The 25,688-nt window shown below is 69.2% G+C and carries 27 protein-coding genes and 2 pseudogenes; 13 read left to right on the top strand and 16 right to left on the bottom strand.

All coding sequences use genetic code 11. The features are described from left to right. The first annotated feature begins 49 nt into the window (after positions 1–49). The 7 genes from ACFOM8_RS03125 to der all read left to right on the top strand — a co-directional run bounded on the left by ACFOM8_RS03125 (position 50) and on the right by der (position 8,241). Positions 50–400, top strand: coding sequence for a sarcosine oxidase subunit delta (locus tag ACFOM8_RS03125; protein ID WP_377760048.1), 351 nt, complete (start codon positions 50–52; stop codon positions 398–400). After that, positions 397–3,327, top strand: coding sequence for a sarcosine oxidase subunit alpha family protein (locus tag ACFOM8_RS03120; protein ID WP_377759235.1), 2,931 nt, complete (start codon positions 397–399; stop codon positions 3,325–3,327). Before ACFOM8_RS03125 ends, ACFOM8_RS03120 begins: the two co-directional genes overlap by 4 nt. Beyond that, positions 3,320–3,838 carry a sarcosine oxidase subunit gamma gene (locus ACFOM8_RS03115; RefSeq protein ID WP_377759233.1) on the top strand — a complete coding sequence of 173 codons (519 nt, stop codon included), beginning with the start codon at positions 3,320–3,322 and terminating at the stop codon, positions 3,836–3,838. The genes ACFOM8_RS03120 and ACFOM8_RS03115 overlap by 8 nt, the downstream gene beginning before the upstream one ends. Before the next feature lie 158 nt (positions 3,839–3,996). After that, on the top strand, positions 3,997–4,596 hold the full coding sequence (locus tag ACFOM8_RS03110) for a superoxide dismutase (RefSeq protein WP_377759232.1): 600 nt from the start codon (positions 3,997–3,999) through the stop codon (positions 4,594–4,596). A 128-nt stretch (positions 4,597–4,724) separates the two neighbouring features. Beyond that, entirely contained in the window at positions 4,725–5,393 is a 669-nt protein-coding gene (locus ACFOM8_RS03105) for a hypothetical protein (protein WP_377759230.1), read from the top strand. Between the two features lie 41 nt (positions 5,394–5,434). After that, positions 5,435–6,760 (top strand): PQQ-like beta-propeller repeat protein, encoded by a 1,326-nt coding sequence (locus ACFOM8_RS03100; RefSeq protein WP_377759229.1) that lies wholly within the window; start codon positions 5,435–5,437, stop codon positions 6,758–6,760. Beyond that, positions 6,757–8,241, top strand: a complete 1,485-nt coding sequence (der, locus tag ACFOM8_RS03095) for a ribosome biogenesis GTPase Der (protein ID WP_377759227.1) — start codon at positions 6,757–6,759, stop codon at positions 8,239–8,241. The genes ACFOM8_RS03100 and der overlap by 4 nt, the downstream gene beginning before the upstream one ends. Before the next feature lie 152 nt (positions 8,242–8,393). Here der and ACFOM8_RS03090 read toward each other — a convergent pair whose 3' ends face one another. The 3 genes from ACFOM8_RS03090 to ACFOM8_RS03080 form a co-directional block, all read right to left on the bottom strand. After that, positions 8,394–9,140, bottom strand: a complete 747-nt coding sequence (locus ACFOM8_RS03090) for a hypothetical protein (RefSeq protein ID WP_377759226.1) — start codon at positions 9,138–9,140, stop codon at positions 8,394–8,396. A gap of 72 nt (positions 9,141–9,212) precedes the next feature. Beyond that, positions 9,213–10,505 carry a serine--tRNA ligase gene (gene serS / locus ACFOM8_RS03085; protein ID WP_377759224.1) on the bottom strand — a complete coding sequence of 431 codons (1,293 nt, stop codon included), beginning with the start codon at positions 10,503–10,505 and terminating at the stop codon, positions 9,213–9,215. A 66-nt stretch (positions 10,506–10,571) separates the two neighbouring features. Further along, positions 10,572–10,922, bottom strand: a complete 351-nt coding sequence (locus tag ACFOM8_RS03080; RefSeq protein WP_377759222.1) for a SoxS protein — start codon at positions 10,920–10,922, stop codon at positions 10,572–10,574. Positions 10,923–10,985: 63 nt separating this feature from the next. Between ACFOM8_RS03080 and meaB the strand changes: the two genes are divergently transcribed. The 4 genes from meaB (at position 10,986) to ACFOM8_RS03060 (ending at position 14,210) form a co-directional block, all read left to right on the top strand. Beyond that, entirely contained in the window at positions 10,986–11,954 is a 969-nt protein-coding gene (meaB, locus tag ACFOM8_RS03075; protein ID WP_377759220.1) for a methylmalonyl Co-A mutase-associated GTPase MeaB, read from the top strand. A gap of 50 nt (positions 11,955–12,004) precedes the next feature. Beyond that, positions 12,005–13,069, top strand: a complete 1,065-nt coding sequence (locus tag ACFOM8_RS03070; protein WP_377759218.1) for a bifunctional transcriptional activator/DNA repair enzyme AdaA — start codon at positions 12,005–12,007, stop codon at positions 13,067–13,069. Between the two features lie 243 nt (positions 13,070–13,312). Continuing rightward, positions 13,313–13,603: a 50S ribosomal protein L28 gene (gene rpmB, locus ACFOM8_RS03065; RefSeq protein ID WP_377759217.1), complete on the top strand. Its 291-nt coding sequence runs from the start codon at positions 13,313–13,315 to the stop codon at positions 13,601–13,603. A 133-nt stretch (positions 13,604–13,736) separates the two neighbouring features. Continuing rightward, positions 13,737–14,210 carry a copper chaperone PCu(A)C gene (locus ACFOM8_RS03060; protein WP_377759215.1) on the top strand — a complete coding sequence of 158 codons (474 nt, stop codon included), beginning with the start codon at positions 13,737–13,739 and terminating at the stop codon, positions 14,208–14,210. Positions 14,211–14,319: 109 nt separating this feature from the next. Here the strand turns inward: ACFOM8_RS03060 and ACFOM8_RS03055 are convergent. The 3 genes and pseudogenes from ACFOM8_RS03055 to ACFOM8_RS03045 form a co-directional block, all read right to left on the bottom strand. After that, positions 14,320–14,823 (bottom strand): annotated as a pseudogene (locus ACFOM8_RS03055) (P-type ATPase). Positions 14,824–14,978: 155 nt separating this feature from the next. After that, the gene (locus tag ACFOM8_RS03050; protein WP_377759213.1) at positions 14,979–15,182 is read right to left on the bottom strand and encodes a hypothetical protein; all 204 of its coding nucleotides are present in this window, start codon (positions 15,180–15,182) and stop codon (positions 14,979–14,981) included. A gap of 49 nt (positions 15,183–15,231) precedes the next feature. Continuing rightward, positions 15,232–15,333 (bottom strand): annotated as a pseudogene (locus tag ACFOM8_RS03045) (heavy-metal-associated domain-containing protein); the annotation flags it as partial. Between the two features lie 204 nt (positions 15,334–15,537). Here ACFOM8_RS03045 and ACFOM8_RS03040 point away from each other — a divergent pair. Both ACFOM8_RS03040 and mnmH read left to right on the top strand, forming a co-directional pair. Beyond that, complete coding sequence (locus ACFOM8_RS03040; RefSeq protein ID WP_377759212.1) at positions 15,538–16,110, top strand: L,D-transpeptidase; 573 nt, start codon at positions 15,538–15,540, stop codon at positions 16,108–16,110. A 1-nt stretch (position 16,111) separates the two neighbouring features. Beyond that, positions 16,112–17,161, top strand: a complete 1,050-nt coding sequence (gene mnmH, locus ACFOM8_RS03035; protein ID WP_377759210.1) for a tRNA 2-selenouridine(34) synthase MnmH — start codon at positions 16,112–16,114, stop codon at positions 17,159–17,161. Positions 17,162–17,224: 63 nt separating this feature from the next. Here the strand turns inward: mnmH and ACFOM8_RS03030 are convergent, their stop codons facing one another. The 10 genes from ACFOM8_RS03030 to ACFOM8_RS02985 form a co-directional block, all read right to left on the bottom strand. Then, positions 17,225–18,025 carry a purine-nucleoside phosphorylase gene (locus tag ACFOM8_RS03030; RefSeq protein WP_377759208.1) on the bottom strand — a complete coding sequence of 267 codons (801 nt, stop codon included), beginning with the start codon at positions 18,023–18,025 and terminating at the stop codon, positions 17,225–17,227. Beyond that, complete coding sequence (locus ACFOM8_RS03025; RefSeq protein WP_377759207.1) at positions 18,009–19,061, bottom strand: ABC transporter permease; 1,053 nt, start codon at positions 19,059–19,061, stop codon at positions 18,009–18,011. Before ACFOM8_RS03025 ends, ACFOM8_RS03030 begins: the two co-directional genes overlap by 17 nt. Further along, positions 19,061–20,155: an ABC transporter permease gene (locus ACFOM8_RS03020; protein ID WP_377759205.1), complete on the bottom strand. Its 1,095-nt coding sequence runs from the start codon at positions 20,153–20,155 to the stop codon at positions 19,061–19,063. The genes ACFOM8_RS03025 and ACFOM8_RS03020 overlap by 1 nt, the downstream gene beginning before the upstream one ends. A 3-nt stretch (positions 20,156–20,158) precedes the next feature. Next, positions 20,159–20,722 (bottom strand): hypothetical protein, encoded by a 564-nt coding sequence (locus tag ACFOM8_RS03015; RefSeq protein ID WP_377759203.1) that lies wholly within the window; start codon positions 20,720–20,722, stop codon positions 20,159–20,161. Further along, on the bottom strand, positions 20,723–22,333 hold the full coding sequence (locus ACFOM8_RS03010) for an ABC transporter ATP-binding protein (protein ID WP_377759201.1): 1,611 nt from the start codon (positions 22,331–22,333) through the stop codon (positions 20,723–20,725). Then, complete coding sequence (locus ACFOM8_RS03005) at positions 22,334–23,317, bottom strand: BMP family lipoprotein (protein WP_377759199.1); 984 nt, start codon at positions 23,315–23,317, stop codon at positions 22,334–22,336. Positions 23,318–23,397: 80 nt separating this feature from the next. Next, on the bottom strand, positions 23,398–23,817 hold the full coding sequence (locus tag ACFOM8_RS03000) for a GNAT family N-acetyltransferase (RefSeq protein WP_377759197.1): 420 nt from the start codon (positions 23,815–23,817) through the stop codon (positions 23,398–23,400). After that, complete coding sequence (tsaB, locus tag ACFOM8_RS02995; RefSeq protein WP_377759195.1) at positions 23,814–24,404, bottom strand: tRNA (adenosine(37)-N6)-threonylcarbamoyltransferase complex dimerization subunit type 1 TsaB; 591 nt, start codon at positions 24,402–24,404, stop codon at positions 23,814–23,816. The genes ACFOM8_RS03000 and tsaB overlap by 4 nt, the downstream gene beginning before the upstream one ends. Next, a complete protein-coding gene (locus tag ACFOM8_RS02990) occupies positions 24,397–24,954 on the bottom strand; it encodes a NifU family protein (protein ID WP_377759193.1) in 558 nt (185 codons plus the stop codon). The genes tsaB and ACFOM8_RS02990 overlap by 8 nt, the downstream gene beginning before the upstream one ends. Before the next feature lie 65 nt (positions 24,955–25,019). After that, on the bottom strand, positions 25,020–25,475 hold the full coding sequence (locus ACFOM8_RS02985; RefSeq protein WP_377759191.1) for a universal stress protein: 456 nt from the start codon (positions 25,473–25,475) through the stop codon (positions 25,020–25,022). Between the last annotated feature and the right edge of the window lie 213 nt (positions 25,476–25,688).

Below are 25,688 nucleotides of genomic sequence, written 5' to 3'. Positions count from 1 at the left end.
CGCCCGGGTGGTTTTCGCCGTTCACCACTCCCACCCGTCCGAGAGCGCGATGCTGATCCTGTTCTGCCCTTATTGCGGCGTCAAAGCCGAGGAAACCGAACTGTCCCCCGGAGGCGAGGCGCATCTGAAGCGCGTCGGCCCGGACGGCACGGCCGAGGACTTCGAGGCCTATCTGTTCGCCCGCAAGAACCTCAAGGGCGTGCATTTCGAACGCTGGCGCCATGCCTATGGCTGCGGCAAGTGGTTCCTGGCCGCCCGCGACACCCACACAATGCAGGTTTACGGCACCTACAAGGCCCAGACCGCCCATGCCACGGACGAGATCGTGGCGAACGCCCGGCAGGCCCGGCCCGAATGGGTGCCCGACTGGCCCCAGGCATCCGAGGCGGTGGTCGGATGAGCCATACGCCCCCCTTCCGTTTGCCCAAGGGCGGCCGCCTGGTCGACCGCGCCTTTCAGCTTCCCTTCCGCTTCGACGGTCGCCACCTGCGCGGCGTGCAGGGCGACACGCTGGCATCCGCGCTGCTTGCCAACGGCCAGATGCTGATGGGCCGGTCCTTCAAGTATCACCGCCCGCGCGGCCCCATTGCGTCCGGCGCCGAAGAGCCGAACGCGCTGCTGGGCCTGGGCCAGGGCGGCCGGTTCGAGCCGAACCAGCGCGCCAGCACCACGGTTCTTGTCGCGGGCATGGTGTTGCGCAGCCAGAACTGCTGGCCTTCGCTGGACGCCGATGTCGGCGCGATCAACAACTGGCTGTCTCCGCTGCTGTCGGCGGGCTTCTATTACAAGACCTTTATCCATCCGCGCCCCTTCTGGAAGCACGTGTTCGAGCCGGTCATCCGCCGCAGCGCGGGGCTTGGCCGCGCGCCCGTCGATCCCGATCCGGACCGCTATGAACAAGCCTACGGTTTCGCCGAAGTGGTGGTCGTCGGCGGCGGCATCGCCGGGCTGACGGCGGCGCGCGACGCCGCCGACAAGGGCGGCCGGGTGATCGTGCTGGAACAGAACCCCCATTGGGGCGGGCGCACGCCCGCCGACCACGACGGCGGCCAGGCCACCATCGACGCGCTGCTGGCCGACCTGCGCGGGCGCGACAACGTGACCTTGCGCCGCAACACGATGGCTGTGGGGCTTTACGACCACGGCTATCTGCTGGCGCGCGAGGCCCTGGCCGATCACGACCCCAACCAGGGCATTCCCCGCCAGAGGCTGTGGCGCATCCGCGCGGGCCATGTGATCACGGCGACCGGCGCGCTTGAACGTCCGCTGTCCTTCGCCTGCAACGACGTGCCGGGGGTGATGCTGGCGTCCGCCGCGCGCGACTTCATCGCCGATTACGGCGTGGCGCCGGGCCAGAGGATCGTGGTGGTCACCAACAACGACGACGCTTATCGCACGGCGCTGACCGCGCACGGGGCGGGGCTGGAGGTCGTGGCCGTGATCGACGCCCGGCCGCGGGCCGCGGGCGACCTGCCCCAGGCGGCGCGCGCGGCGGGCATCCCGGTGATGGTCGGCAAGGCCGTGTCCAAGGTCAAGGGCGGCGCCCATGTCGAGGGCGTTGCGCTCTGCGACCAGGCGGGCGACGGCCGCGTGACGGGAACGCTCGACTGCGACGTGGTGGCGATGTCGGGCGGCTGGTCCCCGGTCGTCCACCTGTACAGCCATTGCGGCGGCAAGCTGACCTGGGACGAGCCCGAGGCGATGTTCCGCCCCGACCCGTCGCGCCCGCCCCTGGGCGCGGACGGCAAACCCATGGCGACCGTTCTGGGCGCCGCCAATGGCGATCTGCGCTGCGCGGGCGGCCTGGAACGGGCCGAGAGCGCGACGATGCCGGTCTGGGTCATGCCGCAAGGCGCGCCCTACAGGCTGCGCGCCAAGATGTGGCTGGATTTCCAGAACGACGTGAAGGTCACGGACGTGGAACTGGCCGCGCGCGAAGGCTATGCCTCGGTCGAGCACGCCAAGCGATACACCACCCTGGGCATGGCGACCGACCAGGGCAAGAACAGCAACATCAACGGACTGGCGGTGCTGTCGAAGGCCCTGAACCAGCCGCTGGAAGCGACTGGCACCACCACCTTCCGCCCGCCCTACGCCCCCCTGACCCTTGGCACCATCGCGGCCGAGGCCAGGGGCGATGCCTTCCAGCCCCTGCGCAAGACGCCCATCCACGACTGGCACGCCCGCCACGGGGCGTCCTTCGAACCCGTGGGCCATTGGCGGCGCCCCTACAGCTATCCCCGCGCGGGCGAGGACCGGCACGGGGCGGTCAATCGCGAGATCCTCGCGGTGCGCAAGTCGGTGGGCACGCTCGACGCCTCGACCCTGGGCAAGATCGTCGTGAAGGGGCCGGATGCCGGGCGGTTCCTGGACATGATGTACACCAACATGATGTCCACGCTGCCGGTCGGCAAATGCCGCTACGGCCTGATGTGCAACGAGAACGGCTTTCTGATAGACGACGGGGTCGTGGCGCGTCTGTCCGCCGACACCTGGCTTTGCCACACCACCACCGGCGGAGCCGACCGCATCCACGGCCACATGGAGGACTGGCTGCAATGCGAATGGTGGGACTGGCAGGTCTACACCGCCAATCTGACCGAGCAATACGCCCAGATCGCCGTCGCCGGACCCAAGGCGCGCGAGTTGCTGCAACGCCTGCCCGGCACCATCGACCTGAGCCAGGAAGCGTTGCCCTTCATGCAATGGGCCGAGGGCGAGCTGGCGGGCATCCCCGCCCGCGTCTACCGCATCAGCTTCTCGGGCGAGCTCAGCTATGAGATCGCCGTGCCCGCGAACCGCGGGCTGGAGCTGTGGAAAACGCTGCACGAAGCGGGCCGCGACCTGGACATCACCCCCTACGGGACCGAGGCGATGCATGTCATGCGCGCCGAAAAGGGCTTCATCATGATCGGCGACGAAACCGACGGCACGGTGATCCCGCAGGATCTGGGGCTGCACTGGGTGATCTCGAAGAAAAAGCCCGACTACATCGGCAAGCGCGCGCAGGCCCGCAGTCACATGAGGGACGGGGGCCGCTGGCAGCTGGTGGGGCTGGAAAGCCTCGACGGGCGGGTGCTGCCCGACGGCGCCTATGCGGTGGAAGCCGGGGTGAACGCCAATGGCCAGCGCAGGACCCAGGGGCGGGTCACCTCCTCGTATCATTCTCCGACGCTGAACCGCCCGATCGCCATGGGACTGGTGCGCCACGGCCCGGCGCGCATGGGGCAACTGCTGGACTTCCCCATGCCGGGGGGCGGGATGATGACGGCGCGGATCGTGGATCCGGTCTTTTACGACAAGGAAGGAACCCGTCTGAATGGCTGAGGCGCTTGCAACCATCACCCGCGTCCAGGGCCTGGGCATGATCGCGATCCGGGCCGACCTGTCGCGCGCCGGCGACGCCATTGCCGAGGCGGCGGGCCTCGCCGTTCCCGCCATGACCCGGATCGTGACGGACGGCAGCCGCGCCCTGGGCTGGATGTCGCCGGACGAACTGCTGCTGGTTCTGCCGGGCGCGGAATCGGCCGATGCCCTGACGACGCTGACCGGCGCCCTGTCCGGCGAACATGCGCTGGTCGCGGACGTGTCGGATGCGCGCGCGGTCTTCGACGTGACCGGCCGCGATGCGGGCGACGTGATCGCCAAGCTGATGCCCGTCGATCTGGACGACCTTGCGCCCGACGGCCTGCGCCGCAGCCGCGCCGCCCAGACGGCGGCGGCGGTGTGGCGCGTCCCCGGCGGCTTCCGCCTGATCGGCTTCCGCTCCACGGCGGATTACCTGCGCCTGATCCTGGAAAACGCGGCCCTCCCCGGCACCCGTCTCGCGCCGCGCTGATCTTCACCTTTGCGCAAGTATCCTCGGGGGGTCCGGGGGGCGAAGCGCCCCCGGCCACCGCCCCCGGCAGGAACCCGCCTCCGACCCCTTGCGTTTACCCCGCAAATGCGGGACCGTGCGTCGGGCCCAAGGTTAACCCCTTTACGAAAGGACAGAAAATGGCTTTCACGCTTCCCGATCTTCCCTATGCGCATGACGCGCTGGCCGAAGGCGGCATGTCCAGGGAAACGCTGGAATACCACCACGACAAGCACCACAAGGCCTATGTGGACAAGCTGAACGAACTGGTCGCGGGCACCGAATGGGACGGCAAGCCGCTGGAGGACATCGTCAAGGGAACCTACCAGAAGGGCGCGGTCGCGCAAAACGGCATCTTCAACAACGCCAGCCAGCACTGGAACCATGCCCAGTTCTGGGAAATGATGGCGCCGAAGCCCGGCGCGATGCCGTCCGAACTGGAAAAGGCGATCACCGAATCCTTCGGCTCGGTCGATGACTTCAAGAAGAAGTTCACCGAAAACGGCGTGGGCCAGTTCGGCTCCGGCTGGGTGTGGCTGGTCAAGAACGCCGACGGCGGCCTGGAGGTCACCAAGACCGAAAACGGCGTGAACCCGCTTTGCCACGGCCAGACCGCGCTGCTGGGCTGCGACGTGTGGGAACACAGCTATTACATCGACTTCCGCAACGCGCGTCCGAAATACCTGGAAAACTTCCTCAACAACCTGGTGAACTGGGAAAACGTCGCCTCGCGCCTGTGATCCCCTTCACATTCCCGACAGGCCCGGCGCGCAGAACCGCCGGGCCTTTTGCCTTGCGCAAGGCGGCATTGGCTTTCCCTGCCGCCCCGGTATAAGACAAGGCGCGAGAAACGCTGCGGAAGACGGGCATGGCCAACGGGAACGACAATTTCATCGACGAGGTTTTCGACGACCTGCGCCGCGAACGCCTGTTCCGGCTGTTCCGCCGGTGGGGATGGGTGGCGGGCCTTGTGATCCTGGCCATCGTCGCGGGCGTGATCTGGCGCGAATACAGCCAGTCCCGCGATCAGGCGAGGGCGCAGGCCTGGGGCGACGCGATCCTGGCCGCCGAGGCCTCGGGCGATCCGGCGGCGATCATGCAGGTCGATCCGCAGGGCGCCGATGGCCGCCGCGTGCTGGCCGCGCTCTTGGCGGCGGGCGCCTGGTCCGAGCAGGCCGGAAACGAGGCCGCGGCCGAGGCGCTGCGCGATGTCGCGGGCGATCAGGCGGCGGGCACGGTGCTGCACGACCTGGCGGAACTGAAGCTGGTCATGCTGCAAGGCGAGACCATGGATCCCGCGCGGCGCGACGAGATCCTGTCGCGCTTGTCGCGCGCCGGCGCGCCGTTCGAGCTGCTGGCCCTGGAACAGAAGGCCGTCGCCCTGGTCGGTGCGGGCCGGACGGACGACGCCGTGAACCTGATCCGCCAGATCCAGCAAAAGGACGGCCTGACGGAAGCCTTGCGCCTGCGCCTGTCCGAGATGATGATCGCCCTTGGCGTCGAACCCGAGGCGACCGACAGCATGCCCGCCGGCTGATCGCCCGCGGGCCAATGAAGAACACGAGGGAGAGGCGAGGAATGACCGCCACGCTGCGACTGACCCTGGCCCTGGCGGCCATGCTTGGCATGACGGCCTGCGGCGAAAGGGACACGATCCTGCCCGGGCAGCGTCTGGACCCGCTGGCCGTGACCTCGCCCGACGGCCCGGCCATCGAGGGTCCGGCGCCCGTCACCTCGACCGCGCTGCGGCTGGCCGCGCCCGCGGTCAACGGCGAATGGACGCACCGCGCGGGCAATGCCGCGCACCAGCCGGGGCATCCGGCCCTGGGCGCGGGCACCGCGCGCATCTGGACCGCGAACATCGGGCAGGGCGGCGACAAGCGCCACCGCATCAGCGCCGATCCGGTGGTGGGCGGCGGGCTGGTCTTCACCCTGGACAGCCGCACGCGGGTGACGGCCACCACGACCGGCGGCGCGACCGCCTGGACCAGCGACATCGCCCCGGCGCTGGAAACCCGCGACAGCGTGTCGGGCGGCGGCCTCGCCTACGAGGCCGGGCGCGTTTACGCCACCAGCGGCTTTGGCGAGCTGGTCGCGCTTGATGCCGCGTCGGGCCGCGTCTTGTGGCGCCAGCGGGTGGATGCGCCGATCGGCGGCGGACCCGCGGTGCAGAACGGCGTGGTTTACGTCCTGGGCCGCAACGATATCGGCTGGGCGGTGCGCGCCGCCGACGGCAAGGTGCTGTGGCAGACCTCGGGCACGCCTTCGACGGCGGGGGTGATGGGTGTTTCTGTTCCGGCGGTGGGGGGCGGCACAGTGATCTTTCCCTTCGCGTCGGGGCAGCTTCTGGCCGCCGACCGGGACACCGGCGCGACGCTGTGGACCGCGCAGATCGGCGGAATGCGCATCGGGCGCGCCGTCGCCAACATCCGCGACGTGACCGGCGATCCGGTGATCTCGGGCAACGTGGTCTATGGCGGCACCTCCTCGGGCCGCATCAACGCCGTGGAACTGGACAGCGGGATCGAGGCCTGGTCCGCCAGGGACGGCGCCAACAGCCCGGTGGTCGTGGCCGGCGGATCGGTCTTCGCGGTCAACGACCAGGCCGAGCTGATCCGGCTGGACGCGGCAAGCGGCGGGGTGATCTGGCGCGTGCCCTTGCCCTATTACACCACCGAACGCGTCCGCAGGCAGGACCGGATCCATGCCCATTTCGGCCCGGTGCTGGCCGGGGGACGGCTGTTCGTCGTGTCGAGCGACGGGGTGATGCGGGTGTTCGATCCGAACTCTGGCGCCCTGGTCGGCCAGGCGCAGATCCCCGGCGGTGCCGCCGCCGCCCCCGCCGTCGCGGGCCAGACGATCTATGTCGTCTCGCGCGCAGGCCAACTTCACGCGTTCCGATGACCTTTACCCTTGCCATCGTGGGTCGGCCGAATGTCGGCAAATCGACCCTGTTCAACCGCCTTGTGGGGAAAAAGCTGGCCCTGGTCGACGACCGGCCCGGCGTCACCCGCGACCTGCGCGAAGGCGCGGCCCGCCTGGGCGACCTGCGCTTTGTCGTGATCGACAGCGCGGGCCTGGAAATGGCCGAGGACGACAGCCTGCAAGGCCGGATGCGCCGCCTGACCGAACGCGCGGTCGACGAGGCCGACATCTGCCTGTTCGTGATCGACGCCCGCGCGGGCGTGACGGCCGCCGACGAGTACTTCGCCGAGATCCTGCGCCGCCGCGCCAAGCATGTCATCGTCGCCGCCAACAAGGCCGAGGGCCGGGCCGGCGAATCCGGCGCGATGGAGGCCTGGGGCCTGGGCCTTGGCGAGCCGCTGCGCATCAGCGCCGAGCATGGCGAGGGGATGGACGACCTTTATCGCGCCCTTGCCCCCTTGGCCGACCGGATCGAGGCCGAGCGCCCCACGCCCGTTGCCGCCGAAACCGACATCGACCTGTCCGAGGAGGACGCCGAAACCGGCGAAGGAGCCGAGGATTGGCGTCCATCCGCCGCGCGTCCCCTGCAACTGGCGGTGATCGGGCGGCCCAATGCGGGCAAGTCCACGCTGATCAACAAGATCATCGGCGAGGACCGCCTGCTGACCGGACCCGAGGCCGGGATCACCCGCGATTCGATCAGCGTTTCGACCACCTTCATGGGCACGCCCATGCGCATCTTCGACACGGCGGGGATGCGCAAGCGCGCCAAGGTCACGGACAAGGTGGAAAAGCTTTCCGTGGCCGACGGGTTGCGCGCGGTCCGCTTTGCCGAGGTGGTGGTGGTCCTTCTGGACGTGGCCATTCCCTTCGAGCAGCAGGATCTGCGCATCGCCGACTTCGCGGAAACCGAGGGCCGTGCGGTCGTTGTCGCCGCGAACAAGTGGGATCTTGAGGACGACAAGCCCCAGAAGCTGAACGAGTTGCGCGCGAATTTCGAAAAGCTGCTGCCGCAATTGAAGGGCGCGCCCCTGGTCACGGTTTCCGCGCGCACCGGCAAGGGACTGGACCGGCTGCACGCCGCGATCCTGAAGGCGCACGAGGTCTGGAACCGCCGCATCTCGACCGCGCGGCTGAACCAGTGGCTGGGCGCGATGACCGAAAGCCACCCGCCCCCCGCGCCGGGCGGCCGCCGGATCCGGCTGCGCTACATGACGCAGGTGAAGACCCGCCCGCCCGCGTTCATCGTCAAGGCCACGCATACCGACAAGCTGCCCGACAGCTATCAGCGGTATCTGGTCAACGGGCTGCGGCAGGATTTCGACATGCCCGGCACGCCGATCCGGCTGTTCTTCCGCGACCAGGGCGGCGACAATCCCTTCAAGGACAAGGCAAAGAAGATCAACCAGTCGGGCGCCTTGTCCAAGCACAAGAACCGGCAGAAGCCGAAGGACGGCTAAGGGCGGCCAAGGCCGTCGCCTTCGCCGCGCGGCGCCGTTTCCACGAACCCTGCCGGGCCCGGGCATGGATCCGGGGTGGCCGGATCCTTGGCGGAACCGGATCGCGCGGGTGGGAAAACGCTGCCGCGTGTCGTTGTTTGCCCGAACCGCCGTCAGGTCGCCGCGCGCACGAACACGACGCCCATGCCCGAGATGCCGATGATCGCGGCAAGGGCCACGCCGGGGCTGCTGGCCATGGTCGTCACGGCCACCGCGCAGAAGGCCCAGATCATCGCCACCGAAAAGCCCAGGCTTCCGTCCAGCCGTTCCTGCGCGGCCATCCCGATCACCGCGCCCGGCAGGATCGCCACGATCGCCGTTTGCGGCGTGGTCAGATCCAGCGGCGCGCCGATCAGGCTCGCCAGCGTCGCGGTGCCAAGCGCCAGGCTCCACCCCGCCAGGAAGCCGGGCGCGGGACGCCGCTGGCCGCGGGCGCGCATGGCGCCCGATAGGGTGGCGGTCAGCATCAGCAACGCCCCGAGCGTGGCGAGCGGCTTGTGAAGGCCCACCAGCCATGGCCACAGCGCCCCCACGGCCAGGGCAAAGCTCAGCGGCAGCCAGGCCGGATGGGGGCCGTGGTCCGACGGGTCCAGATATTGCCCGATCCCGTCCGCCAGCAGCGTCAGCCACAACACGATCAGCAGCGCCCACATCAGCGGGTTCTGCGGCTGGAGGTAGAGCTGCGGCAGGGTCGCCACGGGCAGAACCGCGGCAAGCTCCAGCGGGTCATGGGAATGGGCCAGGGGCAGGATCGGCGCCGCGATCTGGACCGCGGGACGCCCCAGCGTCGCCAGCACGGCGCTGCTGGCGACGAAGATCGTCACCGAAGCCAGATAAAGGATCTCTGCCGCGCGCGCCATGCGGGCAAACGCCCGGATCGCGCGCCCAGTTTCGGCCCGCCCTGCCGCAATCGCGGCTTCACGCGCTTGTGGTCAGGCCAGCCTGCCGTCCGCGCCCAGCCGGGTCGCCCCGCCTAGATAGGGATGCAGGGCGGCGGGCAGCAGCACCGATCCGTCCGCCTGCTGGCCGTTTTCCAGCACCGCGATCAGCGTGCGGCCCACGGCCAGACCCGATCCGTTCAGCGTATGCACGAATTCCGGCTTGCCGGTCCTGTCGGACCGATAGCGCGCGTTCATCCGCCGCGCCTGGAAGTCGCCGCAATAGCTGACGCTGCTGATCTCGCGGTACTTGTCCTGGCCGGGCAGCCACACTTCGAGGTCATGGGTGATGCGGGCGCCGAAACCCATGTCGCCGGTGCAAAGAACGATCGTGCGATAGGGCAGGTCCAGCGCCTCCAGCACGGCCTCGGCGCAGCGGGTCATGCGGTCGTGCTCGGCAAGGCCGCTGTCGGCGTCGGTGATCGAGACCATCTCGACCTTCTCGAACTGGTGCTGGCGCAGCATTCCGGTGGTGTCGCGGCCTGCGCTGCCGGCTTCCGAGCGGAAGCACTGGGAATGGGCGACCATGCGGCGGGGCAGGGTGGCGTGATCGACCAGATCGCCGTGGACGGTGTTGGTCAGCGTCACTTCCGAGGTCGGGATCAGCCAATAGCCTTCGCGCGTCAGATAGCTGTCCTCGCCGAATTTCGGCAATTGTCCGGTGCCGACCATCATGCTTTCCAGCACCAGGACCGGGGTCCAGGTTTCCTGCAGGTCGTGCCTGGCGACATGGAGGTCCAGCATGAACTGCGCCAGCGCGCGATGGATGCGCGCCACGCCGCCCTTCAGCACCACGAAGCGGCTGCCCGAAAGCTTTGCGGCGGTCTCGAAATCCATGCCGGGCCTGACGGCGGGAATGTCGAAATGCTCGACGGGATCGAAATCGAAATTGCGCGGGTTGCCCCAGCGGCGCAGTTCCACGTTGTCGTTTTCGTCCTTGCCCTCGGGAACGCTGTCCAGGGGCAGGTTCGGGATCTCCATCAGCAGGTCGCGCAACCGGCCGTCCAGCAGCGAGGCCTCGGCCTGCATCCGGGTCACGTCGGCCTTCTTTTCGGCCACAAGCGTGCGCAGGCGGTCGAACTCGGCCTCGTCACCGCGCGCCTTGGCGGCGCCGACCTCCTTGCTGGCGCGGTTCTGGTCGGCCTGGGCGGTCTCGGCCGCGGCGATCCGGGCGCGGCGGTCGGCGTCCAGCGACAGGATGCGGTCGGACATCGGCTGAAGTCCGCGGCGGGCCAGGGCCGCGTCAAAGCCTGCGGGGTTGTCCCGGATGGCACGGATGTCATGCATGGTCGTCACCGTCGCTTGGTTTTCTGGCCGGTGACTAGCCGATGCGGCGCGCCTGCGAAAGCCCGCTTAACGCGCGCCCTCCAGCAGCGCGGACAGCGCGGGATAGAACTGCTGGGCCGTCATGTGGCCTTCCAGCCGCCCCACCTCGGACCCGCCGTCCAGCAGGATAAAGGTCGGCGTGACGAAGGGCCGTCGCGCCAGCGCCAGGCCGTCCGGGTAGGGGCCGTAAATGTCCACGCGCATCAAGGGCGCGGCGCGGCCCGCATCGGAGGCCGCATAGCCCGGCCCGATGTTGCGATCCCAGGCGGCGCAATAAACGCAGCCCTCCTTTTCCACCATCAGCAGCCGCAAGGGATCGGCTGCGGCGGGCAGGGCGGTCAGGGCAAGAACGGCAAGAACGGCAAGGATGCGGATCATGCCCCCTTATCGGCCCAAGGCGACGGCTTGGCAATCGTTGCGCGCGCCCCTATCCCTTTGCCCATGGACGAGCTTCTGAAACCCCTGATCGCCAAGAACCGCCGCGCCTTGTCGCGGGCGATCACGCTGATCGAATCCACGCGTCCCGACCACCGTGCCCGGGCCGTCGCGCTGTTGGCGGATCTGCCCGACCGGCAGGCCCTGCGCATCGGGCTGTCGGGCACGCCGGGGGTGGGCAAGTCCACCTTCATCGAGGCCTTCGGAACCATGCTGACCGGGCAGGGCCTGCGCGTGGCGGTGCTGGCTGTCGATCCTTCCTCGGCGCGGTCGGGCGGGTCGATCCTGGGCGACAAGACACGGATGGAAACGCTGTCGCGCAATCCCATGGCCTTTATCCGTCCCACGCCGTCCAACGCGCAACTGGGCGGCGTGGCGCGCCGCACGCGCGAGGCGATCCGGCTGTGCGAGGCCGCGGGCTTTGACGTGGTGCTGATCGAGACCGTGGGCGTGGGCCAGTCCGAAACCCTTGTGGCCGAGATGTGCGACCTGTTCGTTCTGCTGCTGGCCCCGGCGGGCGGCGACGAGTTGCAGGGCGTCAAGCGCGGCATCATGGAGATGGCCGACCTGATCCTGGTCAACAAGGCCGATGGCGAGCTGCTGGGCCCGGCGCGCCGCACGGTGGCCGATTACGCGGGCGCGCTGCGCCTGCTGAGAAAGCGACCGCAGGATCCCCAGGGCTTTCCCAAGGCGCTGCCGGTATCCGCCGCGACCGGAGAGGGTCTGGCAAAGGCGTGGGAGGAAATGCAGGCGCTGACCGCCTGGCGCCGGGAACACGGGCATTTCGCGGCCAACCGGGCGGAACAGGCGCGCCATTGGTTCCTGGCCGACGTGCGCGCGGGCCTGCTGGCGCGGCTCGACACGCCCGCCGCGCGAGACCGGCTGGCGCATCTGGGCGATGCGGTGGCCCGCGGCGAAGCCGCCCCGGCCGAGGCCGCGCGCGACATGCTCGACTGGCTGGCGCGGCAGAAATAAACGCCCGTTTTCGCGGCCCGCAGCCTGCGCGAATCGGTTAGTGTCGGGGCATGGAGATGGTGAACGACATGCTGGACCTGCCCGACGCCGATACGCTTTATGCCGCGCTGCTGGCGCGCGACCCGGCCTGGGAAGGCCGCGCGCTGGTGGGAGTCACGACCACCGGCATCTTCTGCCGCCTGACCTGCCCGGCGCGCAAGCCCCTGGCGCGGAACTGCCGCTGGTTCGCCTCGGCCGGCGCCGCCCGGGCCGCGGGCTTTCGCCCTTGCCGCCGCTGCCACCCGCTGGGCGCCACGGCGGATGGCGATCCGGTGGTGCGCGGCCTGATGGCCCGGCTGGAGGAACGCCCCGATCACCGCTGGTCCGAGGCGGATCTGCTGGCGCTCGGGCACGACCCCTCGACCGTGCGCCGCGCCTTCAAGCGCCATTTCGGGCAAAGTTTCCTCGAGATGGCCCGCGCCGCCCGCCTGCGGGGCGGCATGGCCAGCCTGACGAAAGGATCGCCGATGATCGACGCGCAACTGGAGGCCGGGTTCGATTCGGCCTCGGGCTTCCGGGCGGCCTTTGCCCGGCTGTTCGGGCATCCGCCGCATCGCATGCGGCAGGGGTCGGACCTGCTGGCCGACTGGATCGACACGCCGTTGGGGGGCATGATCGCCATCGCCGACGACCGGGCGCTGCACCTGCTGGAATTCATCGACCGCAAGGCCCTGCCCGAAGGGCTGCGCCGCCTGTCCGCCCATGTGGGGGGCCGCGTCGGCCTGGGCCGCACGCCCGTCCACGATCTGGCCGAGGCGCGGCTTGCCGCCTATTTCGCGGGCCGGGCGCCGCGTCTGGATGTTCCCGTGGTCCTGCACGGCACGCCTTTCCAGCAGCAGGTCTGGCGCGCCTTGCAGGAGATTCCGGCAGGGCAGACGCGCAGCTATGTCCAGCTTGCCGCCGCCGTCGGCCGTCCCACGGCCACGCGCGCCGTGGCCCGCGCCAACGCCACCAACCGCATCGCCCTGGTGGTGCCCTGCCACCGGGTGATCGGCGCGGATGGCACCTTGACCGGCTATGCGGGCGGACTGTGGCGCAAGGAAAAGCTGATCGCAATCGAGCGGCGTTACGCCTGATCGCGTCCCGCGGCAGCCGGGGCGCTTCGCCCCCCTCCCCCCAACCCCCCGGAGGAGTTTGTGCCAGGATGAGATTCTGTTCTTCGCCGGATCGGATTGTCTCCGACTCGGCTTGACGGGAGGGCCAGCTTCCATTAGGGACGCGCAAACGGAATTCCGGGCGCTGCCTCGCGGCGCCTTTTCACTTTGGGACGGAACCCTCTGCCGGGACCGCCCGCATAGCAAAGACGAAGGATCACTACCATGTCGCGCGTCTGCGAACTGACCGGCAAAGGCCCGATGACCGGTAACAATGTCAGCCATGCCAACAACAAGACCCGCCGCCGGTTCCTGCCGAACCTGAACGAGGTCACGCTGCTGTCGGAAAAACTGAACCGCGGCTATTCGCTGCGCATCTCGGCCGCGGCGCTGCGTTCGGTCGATCACCGCGGCGGCCTGGACGCCTTTCTGGCGAAGGCCAAGGACAGCGAGCTGTCGGACCGCGCGCTGAAGATCAAGCGCGAGATCGCCAAGGCCGACGCCCCTCAGGCCTGATCCGGCCCGTGACTGCGGCAATATGCCCCGTCCTTCAAGCGGCGGGGCTTTTGCATGTCCGTTGCCTTCCGCGCGTCCTTCGGTGATGGTCGCGCCACGACGCGACGGCTTCCGCATCAAGAGGACAAGAACGATGATCCGCATGACCTTGGCCGCGATGGCGGTCGTGACGCCCGCCACGGCCCTGGCGCAGGACGGGCTGGCGATCCGCGACGCCTATGTCCGCAGCGCCAATCCCAAGTCGGCGGCGGCCTTCATGGTGGTCGAGAATCGCGGCACGGGCGAATGCCGCCTGACCGGCGTGTCCTCGGATGCCGCCGCAATGGTCGAGCTGCACACCAACGCCGAACAGGACGGCGTGATGAAGATGCAGAAGATCGAGGGCGGCATCGCCATTCCCGCAGGCGGCGAACATGTCCTGGCACGGGGCGGCGATCATGTGATGCTGATGGGGCTGACCAGGCCGCTGGCCGATGGCGATGCCGTCGCCCTGACGCTGGATTTCGGTGATTGCGGCACCCGCCAGGTCGAGGCCGCGCTGGACAACGGCCGGACCGAGGAAACGCATGGCGCCCAGGCGGGGTCCGGCGGCCACCAGGGTCACTAGCCCGGCATCTGCCGTAAGCTTCGGGCCGGGCGCGCAAGCCGGCACCCGGGCCGGTCCGGCGAGGCTCCGGCCGACGCCATCGTCCCTGCCGGAAGGCCGCGCCGCCCGATCATCGCACCGCCCGCAGCTGCAACGCGTTGCCCACCACGCAGACCGAGGACAGCGCCATTGCCCCCCCAGCATGGGCGACAACTGCGGCCCGCCAGGGGGCACCAGCACGCCCATGGCGACCGGGCTCAGCGCGGAGTTGTAGGTGAAGACCCAGAACTGGTTCTGCCGGATATTGCGCATCGCCGCGCGCGACAGGCGAATGGCGCGCGCCACGCCCCAGATCGCCCGACAGCAGCACCAGATCCGCCGATTCGACGGCGATGCTGGTGCCGGTGCCGATGGCGATGCCGGTTTCCGCAGCGGCCAGCGCCGGGGCGTCGTTGATGCCGGGTTCCTTTGGGGCGGGAACCGGCTCACCCGTCAGCATGGATTCGTTGGCATGGCCCCGGCCCTTGGTGACGGTGCCGTCAGCGGCTTCCCGCTTGGCCGGCGCCGGCAGCACCAAGTCGCCCGGATGCAGGTCGGCCATGGGAACGGGCGCGGGCTTGCCGGGCAGCAGCACCACAACCGCCGAAAACAGGAACGCCGCCCCCGAACCGAACCCAGGGCCACGAGGCTGTTCATCTCGGGACCGCCGCGCAGCAGGGCCGGGATGCCGGCCGCGAAGAAGCGCCGCCCTGGCCTGGCCAGAACGGCGGCGGTCAGGATCATCTGCATTCAGTTCAGCGGCCCCGTGCCGACCAGGCCGGGCAGCCAGTGGTGAAAGGCCGGAACCAGGTGGCCGCCCATTTCCACCGCGAGGACCGGCAGGGTCAGGGCGAGGGCCGTCAGAAAGGCGCGCTTGAGGGCGGCGGCCTCGTTGTCCTTGGGTGGACGCGCGGCGTCCTGCTGGAGGGTGGCGGGATAGCCCAGCCTTGTCACGGCCTCGGCCAGGTCGGCGGGGACAGGCCCGATGGTGCCGGATGCTGGCCGATCCGGCCAGCAGGTTCACCTGCGCGTCCGTCACCCCGAGGCGCGAGGACAGGGTCGGGGTCACGCGGCCCGAGCAGGCGGCGCAGCTCATCCCTTCGATGGACAGGCGTGTGGCGATCAGATCCTGGGAATCGCCCGGGACGGGCAGGTCAGCGGATCGAACGGTTATAACGGCAGATGTGCGTCGGACCGCCCCAGGTCAGGGCAAATCGAACGCGAAACGCCGTCGTGAGTTGCAAGAAGGGTCCGTCCCTTGTTATGGGCAGGGTCAGAGCAGAAGAACACGAGATTGACAGGATCACCCATGAACCGCCGTGAGCTGATGTCGCTGGCCGTGCCGCTGATGGCCGCCGCCTATTTCGCCCCCTCGCTGGCCTTCTCGCAGGAAGCCGCGCAAACCGCGGCGCGCGACCCTTATGCGCCCACCGAGGTCGCGATCCGCGAGGATTTCGAGGTCGGCAGCATCGTCGTGGTCAGCAAGGACTTCTTTCTGTATCACGTGATCGCGCCGGGCCGGGCGGTCCGTTACGGGGTGGCGGTGGGCACCGCCGAACTGGTCTGGAAGGGCCGCGCGACCGTGGGCCGCAAGGTCGAATGGCCGTCCTGGACGCCCACCCAGGACATGATCAAGCGCAAGCCCGAACAATACGCCAAATGGGCCAACGGGATGCCCGGCGGCCCGCAGAACCCCCTCGGGGCGCGGGCGCTGTATCTTTACAACGACAAGGGCCAGGACACCGCGATCCGCATCCATGGCACCACCGAACCGAACTCGATCGGGCGCGCCGTGTCGAACGGCTGCCTGCGGATGCGCAACGAGGCGGTGATGGCGCTGTACGATCAGGTGCCGATCGGCGCGCCTGTCTACGTCTACTGATGTGTCCCTGACGCTGACGCGCGTGTCGGATCCCGCGCTGGCGGGGTTCGACGACATCATCGACGTGCGATCCCCGTCCGAATACGCCGAGGATCATCTGCCCGGCGCGATCAACCTGCCCGTGCTGGACGATGCCGAACGGGCGCGGGTCGGCACCATCTACAAGCAGGTGTCCCCGTTCGACGCCCGCAGGATCGGCGGCGCCCTGGTGGCCGCCAATGCCGCGCGCCATGTCGCCGGGCCGCTGGCGGATCGCGATGGAAGCTGGCGCGGGCTGGTTTACTGCTGGCGCGGCGGGCAGCGGTCGGGCAGCTTTGCCACGATCCTGTCGCAGATCGGCTGGCGGGTGGACCGCATCAGCGGCGGCTACAAGGCCTGGCGCGCGCTTGTCGTGGACCGGGTGCAGAACCGGCCCGTGTCCGCGCCCGTGATCGTGCTGGACGGCAACACCGGCAGCGCCAAGACGGCCATCCTGGGGCGTCTGGCAGCGCGCGGCTGGCAGGTCATCGACCTGGAAGGGCTTGCCAACCACCGCGGCAGCCTGTTCGGGGGGCGCCCCGAGGGCCAGCCCGGCCAGAAGCTGTTCGAGGGGCGTCTGGCGCTTGCGCTGGAGGCGCTTGATCCCGGGCGTCCCGTGCTGGTCGAGGCCGAGAGCAGCCGCATCGGCGCGGTGACGGTGCCGAAGGCGATGTGGCGGGCGATCTGCGCCGCCCCCCGGCTGCGGCTGGAGGCGCCGGTCGCCGAGCGCGCTGCCTATACCGCCGCGACCTATGACGACATGGTGGCGGATCCGGCGCGGGTCGAGGCGATCGTGGCGGCGCTGTCGCCGCTGCATCCCGCCGCGCGGATCGACGCCTGGCGCGCGGCCGTCGCGGCGGGCGACTGGCGCGGCCTTGCCGAGGGGTTGCTGCGCGACCATTACGACCCGCGCTATCTGAAGCACCGGCTGCGCTATGCCGGGCGCGAAAAGGCGGTGATTGCCCTGGACGAGCTGCGCAACCTGGACGCGGCGGCGGACCGGGTCGAGACGGCCATGGCGCGCCTGACCTGAAGCCCCGGCGCGGGCCGCGAGGGCAGGTGCCTCCGGCGGGGGTTTTTCGGGCAAAGAAGAAGCTCAGGCGTGGCGCAGGAATCGGCGCAGGATGCGTTCGAGCTTGGCGGCGCCCAGCGGGGCCATGGCCTTGGTATGTTCATGGCTGATGGATTCGTCTGACAGCCCCGCGCCCATGTTGGTGACGACCGATATGGCGGCGCAGCGCAGCCCCAGGAAGCGGGCCAGGATGATCTCGGGCACGGTGGACATGCCGACGGCATCGGCGCCGAGGATCCGGGCCGCGCGGATTTCGGCGGGGGTTTCGAAACTGGGGCCGGAAAACCAGCAATAGACGCCCTGGGGCAGGTCGATGCCTTCCGCTTGGGCGGCGGCGGCAAGGGCCGCGCGCATGTCCGCATCGTGGGCGTCGGTCATGGGAACGAAGCGGGCGTCGGTCCGCTCGCCGATCAGGGGGTTGGTGCCGGCAAAGGCGATGTGGTCGTTCAGCAGCATCAGATCGCCGGGCGGGATGTCGGGGCGCAGCGATCCGGCGGCATTGGTCAGGATCAGCCGGCCGCAGCCAAGCGCCGCCAGCGTTTCCAGGGGCAGCCGCATCGCGTCGGCGCGGCCCGATTCGTAGTAATGCGACCGGCCCCCGAAAACCGCGACGCGGCGGCCCTCCAGGTTTCCGATCACCAGTTGCGGGACATGGCCCGACACGCCCGCATGGGGAAAGCCCGGCAGATCGTCATAGGGGATCGCCACGCCGTCCACGGCGCCCGACAGGTGGCCGAGGCCGGATCCCAGGATCAGGCCGTATTCGGGGGCCGCCGCGCCCGCGCGGGCGCGGATCAGGCGGGCGAGCTCAGCGTTCCTTGACATAGGGCTCTCCTCCGGCGCGGGGGGGAATGGCGCGGCCCACGAAGCCCGCCAGAATGATCACGGTCAGGATATAGGGCAGGGCGTTCATGAACATCGAGGGCACGGTGACGATGCCCAGATCCAGGTTCGGATAGCGGTTGGCGACGGCTTCCAGCAGCCCGAACAGAAAGGTCGCGCCAAGCGCCCCCCAGGGCCGCCACTTGGCGAAGATCAGCGCGGCCAGGGCGATGAAGCCGCGCCCGGCGGTCATTTCCTTGACAAAGCCCGCCGACAGGCCGGTCGCCAGATAAGCCCCCGCCAGCCCGCAAAGCAGCCCGGCGATCGCCACGGCGGCAAAGCGCAGCCGCGTGACCGACACGCCCGCCGTATCGACCGAGGCCGGGTTTTCGCCCACCGCCCGCAGCCGCAGTCCGAAGCGCGTGCGATACAGCACCCACCAGGTCAGCGGCACCATGGCGAAAGCCACATAGACCAGGATCGAATGGCCCGACACGACCTCGGCATAAAGGGAACCGATCACCGGAACCCCCCGCGCGGCTTCCGCCAAGGGCAGGGTGATTTCGCCAAAGCGCGGAGTGGCCGTCAGGGCGGCCGCGCCGTCCGGGCCGGTGATGCCCGTCAACCAGGCGCGGAAGGGCGCGAGCTGCGTTTCGAGCTCGGCCCCCGGGGTCAGGCTGGGGGTGCGCCCGCCCAGGCCGAAGATCTTCTGCCCCAGCAGCACCGTCAGCCCCGAGGCCAGGAAGTTGATCGCCACGCCCGAGATCAGCTGGTTGCCCCGAAAGGTGATCGAGGCGATGCCGTGGACCGCCGAAAGCATCAGCGCCCCCAGCAGGCCCGCCGCCGCGCCCAGCCAGACGTTGCCGGTCAGCGCGGCGACGGTGGCGGCGCTGAAGGCCGCCATCAGCATCTTGCCTTCCAGCCCGATGTCGAAGACGCCCGCGCGTTCGGAATAAAGCCCGGCCAGGCAGGCCAGCAGCAGAGGCGTCATCAGTCGCACCGCGCTGTCGAGAATTTGCAGGACGGTGTTCAGATCCATCACGCGCCCCTTTTCCGCATCGCCAGGAACATCCGCTCCAGCGGCATCCGCACCATGTTGTCCAGCGCCCCCGTGAACAGGATCACAAGCGCCTGGATCACGATGATCAGCTCTCGCGGGATCGAGGTCCATAGCGCCAGTTCACCGCCCCCCTGATACAGGAAGCCGAACAGCAGGGCGGCCAGGAACACGCCCAGCGGATGGTTGCGGCCCATCAGGGCCACCGCAATGCCGATAAAGCCCGCGCCCTCGACCGCGTTCAGAACCAGGCGCTCGGCCTCTCCCATCACGTTGTTGATGGCCATCAGCCCGGCCAGCCCGCCCGAGATCAGCATGGCGGTCACGGTGATGCGGACCGGGTTTATCCCCGCGTAAAGCGCGGCGGGTTCGGACTTGCCGAAGGCGCGGATCTCGAACCCCAGGCGGCCGCGCCAGATCAGCAGCCAAACCAGCGCGCAGGCCAGAACCGCCACAAAGAAGCTGATGTTGACGGGCGTGTTCTTGCCCCATTCGAAGCCCAGCGACAGCGCCATGTCCGACAGCTTGGGCAGGTGGGTCTCGTTGGGGAAACGGGCGGATGCCGGGTCCATGCTGCCCACCGGGCGCATCAGGTTCACCAGGATGTAGTTCAGGGCGGCGGCGGCGATGAAGTTGAACATGATCGTGGTGATCACGATGTGGCTGCCGCGTTTCGCCTGAAGCAGCGCGGGGATCAGCGCCCAGGCCGCGCCGAACAGCGCCGCGCCGATCATGGCGGCGGGCAAGGCCAGCGCCCAATGGGGCAAGGGCAGGCTGAGCAGCACCAGGGCCACGCCCAGGCCGCCCATGGCCGCCTGGCCCTCGCCGCCGATGTTGAACAGGCTGGCGTGATAGGCGACCATTACCGCAAGCCCGGTGAAGATGAAGTTCGTGGCATAGTAAAGCGTGAATCCCCAGCCATAGCTGGAGCCAAGCGCCCCGTCGATCATCGTGGTCAGCGCCTCGACCGGGCTTTCGCCGATGGCCAGGATCACAAGCGCCGAAATCGCCATCGCCAGCACCAGCGATATGAGCGGCGTCAGGATCACATCGGCCCATTTCGGCATCTTGTTCATGCGTCAGCCTTTCATGCCGTGACACAGCGCCAGGAAGCTTCGCGCATCGGCGATCCCGTTCCAGGTGATCGCGTCGCCGTTGCCCGCCATGCGGGCCAGGTTGCGGGCGCGGGGAACCGCGCCGTTCGCGCCGGGATAGCCGCGCACGGCCAGCAGGTTTTCCTCGGCCCGGGTCTGGCCCTGGCGCGCCTCGCCCGTGCAGCGGCTGCCGTCGGACAGGGTCGCGAAGGCGATGGCGACGCGGCCCGCGACCTGGGGGGCGGCCGCGGCCCCGGCGGGCATTTCCACCGGGGCATGGTCGGCGCAGGCAGTGCCGCGCGCGTCGGTCACGCAGTTCGCGGGGAAGTCGTTCTTGAAGTCCGAGTCCCGGACCGGATCGGCCACGGCCCAGCTGCCGTCGGGGTTGCGGGCGCGGGTCTGGGCGCGGGCCTCGGCGGCCATGACCAGGCGGTCGGGGGCCTCTCCGTCGGGCCAGATGTCCATCTTGGGCATCCGGGGCATGGCGCCGGTGCTGCACCCGGCGGCGAGGACAAGGGAAACGAGGCAGGCAATGCGGGCAGGCGTCATTCAGGATACTCGGGGAAGGTCTTGGGTCTGAAGGGCGGCATTGGCGTCCACGCCCGCCATCAGCAGGCCCAGCTCGCCGGTGGTGGTGTCGCCGGGCAGGCGTTCGCCCATGATGCGGCCGTCGAACATCACGGCGATGCGGTCGGCCAGCGACATTATCTCATCAAGTTCAACGGACACCAGCAGGATCGCCTTGCCCGCGTCGCGCAGTTCCACGATGCGCTTGTGGATGAACTCGATGGCGCCGATGTCCACCCCGCGCGTGGGCTGGCCGATCAGCAGCAGGTCGGGGTTGCGCTCGATCTCGCGGGCGACGACGATCTTCTGCTGGTTGCCGCCGGAAAAGTTGCGCGCGGCAAGGCCGGGGTTCGGCGGGCGCACGTCGAAGCGCCGGATCTTGCCTTCCGCGTCGGCGCGGATCGCGGCCTGGTCCAGCAGCGGGCCGCGTCCGTATTCCGGCCGGTCGTGATAGCCGAAGGCGACGTTTTCCCAGGCCGAGAAGTCCATGATCAGGCCTTCGGCCTGCCGGTCCTCGGGGATATGGCCGATGCCCTCGCGGCGCCGTTCGGCGGCGTTGCAGCCGGCGCCCGCCAGCGGCAGGGGCACGCCGTTCATGCGGACCTCGCCGGAAAGGGTGCTGCCCTTTTCAGGATAGCCGCCCAGGATTTCCAGAAGTTGGGTCTGGCCGTTGCCGCTGACCCCCGCGATCCCGAGGATCTCGCCCGCGCGGATGTCCAGGTCGATGCCGCGCAGCCGTTCGACGCCCGCGGCATCGACCATGCGCAGGTTGCGGATTTCAAGCACCGGCTTGCCAGGCGTGGCGGGCGCCTTTTGCACGTTCAGCAGCACCTTGCGGCCAACCATCAGCTCGGCCAGTTGCTCGGGGCTGGTGTCGGCCGTCCTGACGGACGCCACCATCTCGCCCCGGCGCATCACCGACACCGTGTCGGTGATCTCCATGATCTCGCGCAGCTTGTGGGTGATCAGGATGATCGTCTTGCCCTCGGCCCGCAGGCCTTCCAGGATGCGGAACAGGTGGTCGGCCTCGGCCGGGGTCAGCACGCCGGTCGGTTCGTCCAGGATCAGGATGTCGGCCTGGCGATAAAGGGCCTTGAGGATCTCGACCCGCTGCTGGTGGCCGACCGACAGGTTCTCGACCACCTCGTCGGGATCGACGTTGAGTTCATAGTCCTGTGCCAGCCGCCGCAGCACGCCGCGCGCCTTGGACAGCGAGGGCCGCAGCAGGCGTCCGTCCTCGGCCCCAAGGACGATGTTTTCCAGAACGGTGAAGTTCTGCACCAGCTTGAAATGCTGGAACACCATGCCGATGCCCGCGCGGATCGCGGTCTGGCTGTCGGTGATGGTCAGCGGGCGCCCGCCCACCAGGATCTCGCCCGCGTCGGGCTTGTAGAAGCCGTAGAGGATCGACATCAGCGTCGATTTGCCCGCGCCGTTCTCTCCGATGATGCCGTGGATCGTGCCGCGTTCGACCCGCAGGTCGATGTCGCGGTTGGCCTGCACGGAACCGAAGGCCTTGGAAATGCCCCGCAGCTCGATGGCCGCAGGGGCGGCCGTCTCCGGCCGCCCCCCGCTTTGCGTCATCGCCGCCATTTACCGGACCGGGCAGGCGTTGTCGGTCATGTAGTCGTGGACCGCGATCTCTCCGCTGGCGATCTTGGCCTTGGCGTCATCGACGGCGGCCTGCATCTCGGGCGTGACCAGCGGCTTGTTGTTGTCGTCGATGGCCACGTCCACGCCCCCGGCCTTCAGGTCCATGACCTTGACGCCGGGTTCCACGCCGTTCGTGAAGGCGTCGTAAACCGCGTTGTCCACGCGCTTGACCATCGAGGTCAGCACCTTGCCGGGATGGAGATGGTTCTGGTTGCTGTCCACGCCGATCGACAGGATGCCGCCGTCCGCCGCCGCTTGCAGCACGCCGATGCCGGTGCCGCCCGCCGCGGCATAGATCACGTCGGCGCCCTGGCTGATCTGGGCCTTGGCCAGCTCGCCCCCCTTTACAGGGTCGTTCCAGGCGGCGGGGGTGGTGCCGGTATAGTTGATCAGAAGGGTGCCGTCGGGTTTCGCCGCCTTGAAGCCTTGGGCAAAGCCGCATTCGAACTTGTGGATCAGCGGGATGTCCATGCCGCCGATGAAGCCCACCGTGCCGGATTGGGATGCCATGGCTGCCATGATCCCGGCCAGATAGCTGCCCTGTTCCTCGGTGAACACGACGGACTGGACGTTGGGCTGTTCCACCACCATGTCGATGATGGCGAACTGGGTGTCCGGGTAATCGGGCGCCACCTGGTTCAGCACGTCGCCAAAGGCGAAGCCGGTCATCACGATGGGGTTGGCGCCGGTCTCGGCCAGGCGGCGGAGCGCCTGTTCGCGCTGCGCCTCGGACTGCATTTCCAGTTCCTTGTAGGTGCCCCCGGTTTCCTCGACCCAGCGTTGCGCGCCCATAAAGGCGGCCTCGTTGAAGGACTTGTCGAACTTGCCGCCAAGATCGAAGATCAGCGCCGGTTCCGCCAGGGCGGCAGCGCCCGTCAGGGCCGTCAGTGCCACCCCCGCCAGAAGCGTTTTCGTCAGGGACATACGGAAACCTCATCCTGTTGTGCCGGGCGATTCAAGCCGCCCGCGCGATGGGGCGATTAGGGCGCATCGGCCGCAGGCGGTCAACCGCCTTCTTGGCGGCCGTCCAGCGGCAGTTCCATAACGATGGCGTCCAGATCCGGCCCGTAATAGCGCCGCCTGAGGCCCGCCTGCCGCCAGCCCGCGGCGGCATAAAGGGCGCGCGCGGGGCCGTTGTCCGCCGCGACCTCCAGAAAGGCGCGGGTCGCGCCGCGCGCCTGTGACGTGGCGGCAAATTCCGCGACCAGACCGCGGGCGATGCCCCGGCGGCGGGCGTCCGGGGATACGGCAAGGGTCAGCAACTCGGCCTCGTCCGCGGCAGCGCGGCCCAGCACGAAGCCGTGGGGGCGGGCCAAAAGGAACACATGCGGGCTGTCCAGCAGGGCGGCGAACTCGGCGGCGCTCCAGGGGCGGGGAAGGGTGAAGCAACGCCCGTGCAGCGCGGCCAGAAGGCCGGGCGTCACGGCAGGATCAGCGGCGCGGCGTCGCGCGCGGGGGCCGCATCGGCGGGGCGCAGGTAAAGCGGCGCGGGGCGCGGCCCGGGCGCGGCGCGGCGCGCCAGGGCGATGCGGGCGATGGCGATGGCGGGCGGAACCGCCGGCGCAGCCGGCGCGGGGCCGGGCGGCAGCGAACCGGCCGCAGCCTGCTGCGGACGGTCCCCCGCGCCGGTCCCGAAATCCTGCCAGACGACCTGGCCGGCGCGCAAGGGCAGCACCACGCGGCAGGGCCGGGGCAGATCAAGCGCCGCGGCCTCGGGCGCGGTCACGCCGACGGCGGGGATGCCCAGGGACAGCGCCAGCCCGCGCGCGGCGGCCACCGCGATGCGGATGCCGGTGAAGTTGCCCGGTCCGACCCCGACGCCGATCACGTCCAGATCGCCCCAGGTCAGGTCCGCTTCGGCCAGCAGATCCCCGAACAAAGGAAACAGCCGCTCGGCCTGGCCCTTGCCCATGTCCTCGTGGCGATGCGCCAGAACCGCGCCCCCGCGCAGCAAAGCGGCCGCGCAATGCGCGGCCGACGTGTCGAAGCCCAGAACAACGGGATCAGGCAACCGGGCGAACCTCGACCACCTCGGGGATGTAATGGCGCAGCAGGTTCTCGATGCCCATCTTCAGCGTCAGGGTGGACGACGGGCAGCCCGCGCAGGCCCCTTGCATGTGCAGATACACGACGCCCCGGTCGAAGCCGTGGAAGGTAATGTCGCCGCCGTCCTGCGCCACCGCCGGACGGACGCGGGTGTCCAGCAACTCCTTGATCTGGACCACGATGTCCGAATCGGGGCCGTCATGGCTGGCATGGCCCGCGTTCTCGGCCTCGCCCTCGACCGAGGGCGCGCCCGACTGGAAATGCTCCATGATGGCGCCCAGGATCGACGGCTTGAGGTGGTCCCAGGGCTGGTCTTCCGCTTTTGTGACGGTCACGAAGTCGCGGCCCAGAAAGACGCCGGTCACGCCGCCCACGGCGAAGATGCGGCGCGCCAGGGGCGACTTGGCTGCGGTCTCGGCGGCGGGGAAGTCGGCGGTGCCGTTTTCCAGCACGATCTCGCCGGGAAGGAACTTCAACGTCGCGGGGTTCGGTGTGGTTTCGGTCTGGATGAACATTTTGGCCGGGCTCCTTTGGACGGGATATGGCGACGGCAGGCCCTCGGGTCAAGCGGCGCGGGGCGTCAGGTGATGGCTTCCAGCCGTTCCTTCGAAATGTCGGCGGGCACGATGGTGATCGGGCAGGGCAGGGTCGCGGCCTCGCGCAGAAGACGCGCCAGCAGCGGGTTCTGCGCCGACTTGTCGGGATTGAGGCCGATGGCGACAATGCCGACCTCGGGGTCTTCGTTCAGATAGGCCAGCAGCTGTTCGGCCGGATCGCCCTCGCGCACGATCAGTTCCGGCTCGACCTTCGGACGCATCCGCATCCATTTGGCGAAAACCTCGAAATGGGCCTCGATCCGTTCATAGGCCTCGGCGCGCATCACCTCGGCCACGCCGAAGCCGTGCTGGATCTCGTTGGGGGGAATGACCGCCAGCACCGTCACCGCCCCGCCGGAGTTCGACGCCCGCATGGCGGCGAAGCGCATCGCGTTCAGGCATTCCCGGCTGTCGTCCAGCATCACAAGAAACTTTCGCATCGCCCGCCTTTGCATTGCCTTTTCCCGGGCAGACAGTGGCCGCTTTGCCATGGTGGCGCAAGTCATTCGGCGGATCGGCGCGCCGCAGGTTCCCATGGTTCCGCCGATATGCTACCGCGCAGCAAGAACGAATTGTTTGCAGGGCAGGCATTGTGACGATCCACCACGACTGGGACAAGACCGCTTCGGCACGCCTGGCCGCGCCGGAGATGG

This window comes from Paracoccus angustae (assembly GCF_042648745.1).
In the GTDB taxonomy this organism is placed as follows: domain Bacteria; phylum Pseudomonadota; class Alphaproteobacteria; order Rhodobacterales; family Rhodobacteraceae; genus Paracoccus; species Paracoccus angustae.
This window is presented reverse-complemented; position numbering and strand designations above follow the sequence as displayed.

Bases quoted from the DNA above. Each gene is read 5' to 3' on its own strand.
- ACFOM8_RS03125 (WP_377760048.1), top strand. From the start codon at position 50: ATGCTGATCCTGTTCTGCCCTTATTGCGGCGTCAAAGCCGAGGAAACC.
- ACFOM8_RS03120 (WP_377759235.1), top strand. From the start codon at position 397: ATGAGCCATACGCCCCCCTTCCGTTTGCCCAAGGGCGGCCGCCTGGTC.
- ACFOM8_RS03115 (WP_377759233.1), top strand. From the start codon at position 3,320: ATGGCTGAGGCGCTTGCAACCATCACCCGCGTCCAGGGCCTGGGCATG.
- ACFOM8_RS03110 (WP_377759232.1), top strand. From the start codon at position 3,997: ATGGCTTTCACGCTTCCCGATCTTCCCTATGCGCATGACGCGCTGGCC.
- ACFOM8_RS03105 (WP_377759230.1), top strand. From the start codon at position 4,725: ATGGCCAACGGGAACGACAATTTCATCGACGAGGTTTTCGACGACCTG.
- ACFOM8_RS03100 (WP_377759229.1), top strand. From the start codon at position 5,435: ATGACCGCCACGCTGCGACTGACCCTGGCCCTGGCGGCCATGCTTGGC.
- der (WP_377759227.1), top strand. From the start codon at position 6,757: ATGACCTTTACCCTTGCCATCGTGGGTCGGCCGAATGTCGGCAAATCG.
- ACFOM8_RS03090 (WP_377759226.1), bottom strand. From the start codon at position 9,140: ATGGCGCGCGCGGCAGAGATCCTTTATCTGGCTTCGGTGACGATCTTC.
- serS (WP_377759224.1), bottom strand. From the start codon at position 10,505: ATGCATGACATCCGTGCCATCCGGGACAACCCCGCAGGCTTTGACGCG.
- ACFOM8_RS03080 (WP_377759222.1), bottom strand. From the start codon at position 10,922: ATGATCCGCATCCTTGCCGTTCTTGCCGTTCTTGCCCTGACCGCCCTG.
- meaB (WP_377759220.1), top strand. From the start codon at position 10,986: ATGGACGAGCTTCTGAAACCCCTGATCGCCAAGAACCGCCGCGCCTTG.
- ACFOM8_RS03070 (WP_377759218.1), top strand. From the start codon at position 12,005: ATGGAGATGGTGAACGACATGCTGGACCTGCCCGACGCCGATACGCTT.
- rpmB (WP_377759217.1), top strand. From the start codon at position 13,313: ATGTCGCGCGTCTGCGAACTGACCGGCAAAGGCCCGATGACCGGTAAC.
- ACFOM8_RS03060 (WP_377759215.1), top strand. From the start codon at position 13,737: ATGATCCGCATGACCTTGGCCGCGATGGCGGTCGTGACGCCCGCCACG.
- ACFOM8_RS03040 (WP_377759212.1), top strand. From the start codon at position 15,538: ATGAACCGCCGTGAGCTGATGTCGCTGGCCGTGCCGCTGATGGCCGCC.
- ACFOM8_RS03030 (WP_377759208.1), bottom strand. From the start codon at position 18,025: ATGTCAAGGAACGCTGAGCTCGCCCGCCTGATCCGCGCCCGCGCGGGC.
- ACFOM8_RS03025 (WP_377759207.1), bottom strand. From the start codon at position 19,061: ATGGATCTGAACACCGTCCTGCAAATTCTCGACAGCGCGGTGCGACTG.
- ACFOM8_RS03020 (WP_377759205.1), bottom strand. From the start codon at position 20,155: ATGAACAAGATGCCGAAATGGGCCGATGTGATCCTGACGCCGCTCATA.
- ACFOM8_RS03015 (WP_377759203.1), bottom strand. From the start codon at position 20,722: ATGACGCCTGCCCGCATTGCCTGCCTCGTTTCCCTTGTCCTCGCCGCC.
- ACFOM8_RS03010 (WP_377759201.1), bottom strand. From the start codon at position 22,333: ATGGCGGCGATGACGCAAAGCGGGGGGCGGCCGGAGACGGCCGCCCCT.
- ACFOM8_RS03005 (WP_377759199.1), bottom strand. From the start codon at position 23,317: ATGTCCCTGACGAAAACGCTTCTGGCGGGGGTGGCACTGACGGCCCTG.
- ACFOM8_RS02990 (WP_377759193.1), bottom strand. From the start codon at position 24,954: ATGTTCATCCAGACCGAAACCACACCGAACCCCGCGACGTTGAAGTTC.
- ACFOM8_RS02985 (WP_377759191.1), bottom strand. From the start codon at position 25,475: ATGCGAAAGTTTCTTGTGATGCTGGACGACAGCCGGGAATGCCTGAAC.